Annotated in this window: 2 protein-coding genes; both read right to left on the reverse strand. The window is 70.0% G+C overall.

The features are described 5' to 3' along the window. A partial coding sequence (locus IH13_RS39505; RefSeq protein ID WP_420713449.1) for a type I polyketide synthase occupies nt 1-1,690 on the reverse strand: 1,690 nt, incomplete at its 3' end. Nucleotides 1,691-1,922: 232 nt separating this feature from the next. Then, the coding region (locus IH13_RS0136155; protein WP_199814937.1) for a polyketide synthase dehydratase domain-containing protein at nt 1,923-2,926 on the reverse strand (1,004 nt) is incomplete at its 5' end.

Below are 2,926 nucleotides of genomic sequence, written 5' to 3' on the forward strand. Positions count from 1 at the left end.
CGAAGAAGCCCGGGTCGAACTCCGCCGCATCGTGCAGGAAGCCTCCTTCACGGGTGAAGGAGGTGCCGGGGTTGTCCGGGTCCGGGTCGTAGAGCCCTTCCACGTCCCAGTTCCGGTCCGTGGGCAGGCCGGTAATGCCTTCGTTGCCACCGGCCACCAGCTCCCACAGCTTGCGGGGCGACTCCGCTCCTCCCGGGAACCGGCAGCTCATGCCCACGATGACGACCGGGTCGTCACCGGAGCCGGCGCCGTTGCCGGTCAGGGCGGGACGGCTGGTGGCGGCTTCCTCCTGCACGCCGGCGATCTCGGTCCGTACGTAGTCGGCCATCGCGAGCGGCGTCGGGTAGTCGAACACGAGCGTGGCCGGCAGGCGCAGCCCCGTGGCCGCGCTCATGCGGTTGCGGAGTTCGACTGCGGTGAGGGAGTCGAAGCCCAGCTCGGTGAACGCCCGCTCGGGCTGTACCGCCTCGCCGGAGTCGTGCCCGAGCACGGCAGCCGCCTGAGCCCTCACCAGATCCTGCACCAGTTGGTGCTGCTCTGCCGCGGGGAGGGCGAGGAGGGTGCGCCCGAAGGATGCGGAGCGATCGGTGCCGACATCGGCCTGCCGCCGGTTCGGCACCCGGACCAGCGCCCGCAGCATCAGCGGAGTCATCTCCGGACGTACCCGCAAGGCAGCCATGTCGACCCGGATCGGCACCAGCACGGCCTCGTCGGCCAAGCCGCCGGCCAGGTCGAAGAGCTCAAGCCCCTGCTCCGAGGACAACGGCGTCAGACCACCCCGGGCCATACGCCGAAAATCACCGCCGTCCAGCTGCCCCGTCATCGCGCTCGCCTGGGCCCACAGCCCCCATGCCAGCGACTGCCCCGCGAGTCCTTCCGCCCGCCGGACCTCGGCCAAGGCGTCCAGGAACGCGTTCGCCGCGGCGTAGTTCGCCTGACCTGCACCACCGAACACCCCGGCGGCGGAGGAGAACAGCGTGAACATCGACAGATCCATGTCACGCGTCAGTTCATGAAGGTTCCAGGCGGCGTCGACCTTCGGCCGCATCACCGCTGCCAACCGCTCCGGTGTCAGCGAGGACACCACGCCGTCATCCAGCACACCGGCGGTGTGCACCACGCCGATGAGCGGGTTCTCGGCCCCTAGGTCGGCCAGGACCTGGGCCAGCGCATCGCGATCCGCTACGTCACAGGCCGCGAAGCGTGCTTCCGCCCCCGCTTCGGCCAGCTCGGCCCGGAGCTCAGCCGTCCCTGGAGCGTCCGCACCTCGACGGCTCAGCAGGAGCAGGTGCCGTACGCCGTGCTCGGCGGCCAGGTGACGTGCCACCATCCCGCCCAGCACACCACTGGCACCCGTCACCAGCACGGTGCCGGACGGTTCGGCGAATGCGGGCTGCGGCTCGGCAGGCAAGGCCACCCGTGCCAGCCTCGGAACGTACACCTCTCCCGCGCGCACGGCAGCCTGCGGCTCACCCGAAGCCACCACGGCCTGCAGAACCAGCTCCTGCGTCTCGTCGGCGTCCACCAGGACGAACCGCCCAGGGTTCTCCGACTCGGCCGTCCGCACCAGACCCCACACGGCAGCCTGTACGGGATCGGGCGAGTCACAGAACACCGCGCCCTGAGTCACCACCACCAGCCGCGCATCGGCGAACCGCTCGTCCGCCAGCCACCCCTGCACCAACTCCATCGCCTGCCGCGCGATTTCATGTGTACGAGACACCACGTCCCCGGAGCCGGAGCCCGCGAACGACACCGCCACCACATCCGGAACCTCGTCCACGGAGGCGAGATCCTCGTACCGCTCCGTGCCGGGTAGGAATTCCGCTCCCCCGACAACGCCCCAGGTGGCCTCCGTGTTCTGAGTGCTGACCGGCTTCGCGGACCATTCCACGCGGAACAGCGAGTCGGCGTGGACGTGGTTACGTCCGCGCAGCTGCTCCGGTGAGATCGGGCGAAGCGCGATCGATTCCACCGAGGCCACGTGCGATCCCGCTCCGTCGGCCAGCAGCAGCGACGCTCCCGACTTCCCGCGGCGGACGCGAACCCGCAGGAGCTGCGCTCCCACTGCGGAAAGAGACACTCCGGTCCACTCCCGCCGCCCCGTCCGTGTCGGTGGCGGTTGCGGTTGCGGTTGCGAGGCCCATCGCGTGCAGGGCCGCGTCCAGAAGGGCTGGGTGCAGCCCGAAACCGTCGACCTCGGCGTCGTCCGGCAGGGCGACTTCCGCGTATACGTCGTCTCCCTGTCGCCATGCGGCCCGCAGCCCCTGGAACAGGGGACCGTACTCGTACCCCGCATCGGCGAGCGATGCATAGAGCGTGTCCACCGCGACAGCTTGCGCTCCTGCGGGGGGCCACTCACTCAGCCCGTCCGTAGCCGATGCGCCGGCCGCGAGTGTGCCGCTGGCGTGCCGCGTCCAAGCTTCGTCCGAGGCGTCGGCGGGACGGGAGTACACCGTGATCACATGTCGGCCCGTCAGGTCCGCTGCGGCCACTGCGACCTGGATGACGATCGCGTCCTGACCGGCGATGACGAGGGGAGCCTCGATCGTGAGCTCTTCCACGAGGTCGCAGCCGACCTGATCGGCGGCTTGCAGAGCGAGTTCGACGAAGGCTGTGCCCGGCAGCAGGACCGAACCCCATACAGCGTGGTCGGCGAGCCAGGGGTGAGTCTCGACCGAGACCCTGCCCGTCATCACCACACCGTCGGTGCCGGCCAAGCCCATCGCACTGGACAGCATGGCGTGGTCGAGGGATTTCAGTCCGGCCGAGGACACGTCCACGGCGCCGTTTCCGGCGGACGGGTTCAGCCAGTAGCGATGATGCTGGAAGGCATAGGTCGGCAGGTCGACGCGCTGGGCACCGGAGCCGGCGAACAGGGCCTTCCAGTCGAGGGCAACCCCATGCACGTGCGCCTGGGCCAGGG

Source organism: Streptomyces sp. NRRL WC-3549 (assembly GCF_000721935.1).
Taxonomy (GTDB): Bacteria; Actinomycetota; Actinomycetes; order Streptomycetales; family Streptomycetaceae; genus Streptomyces.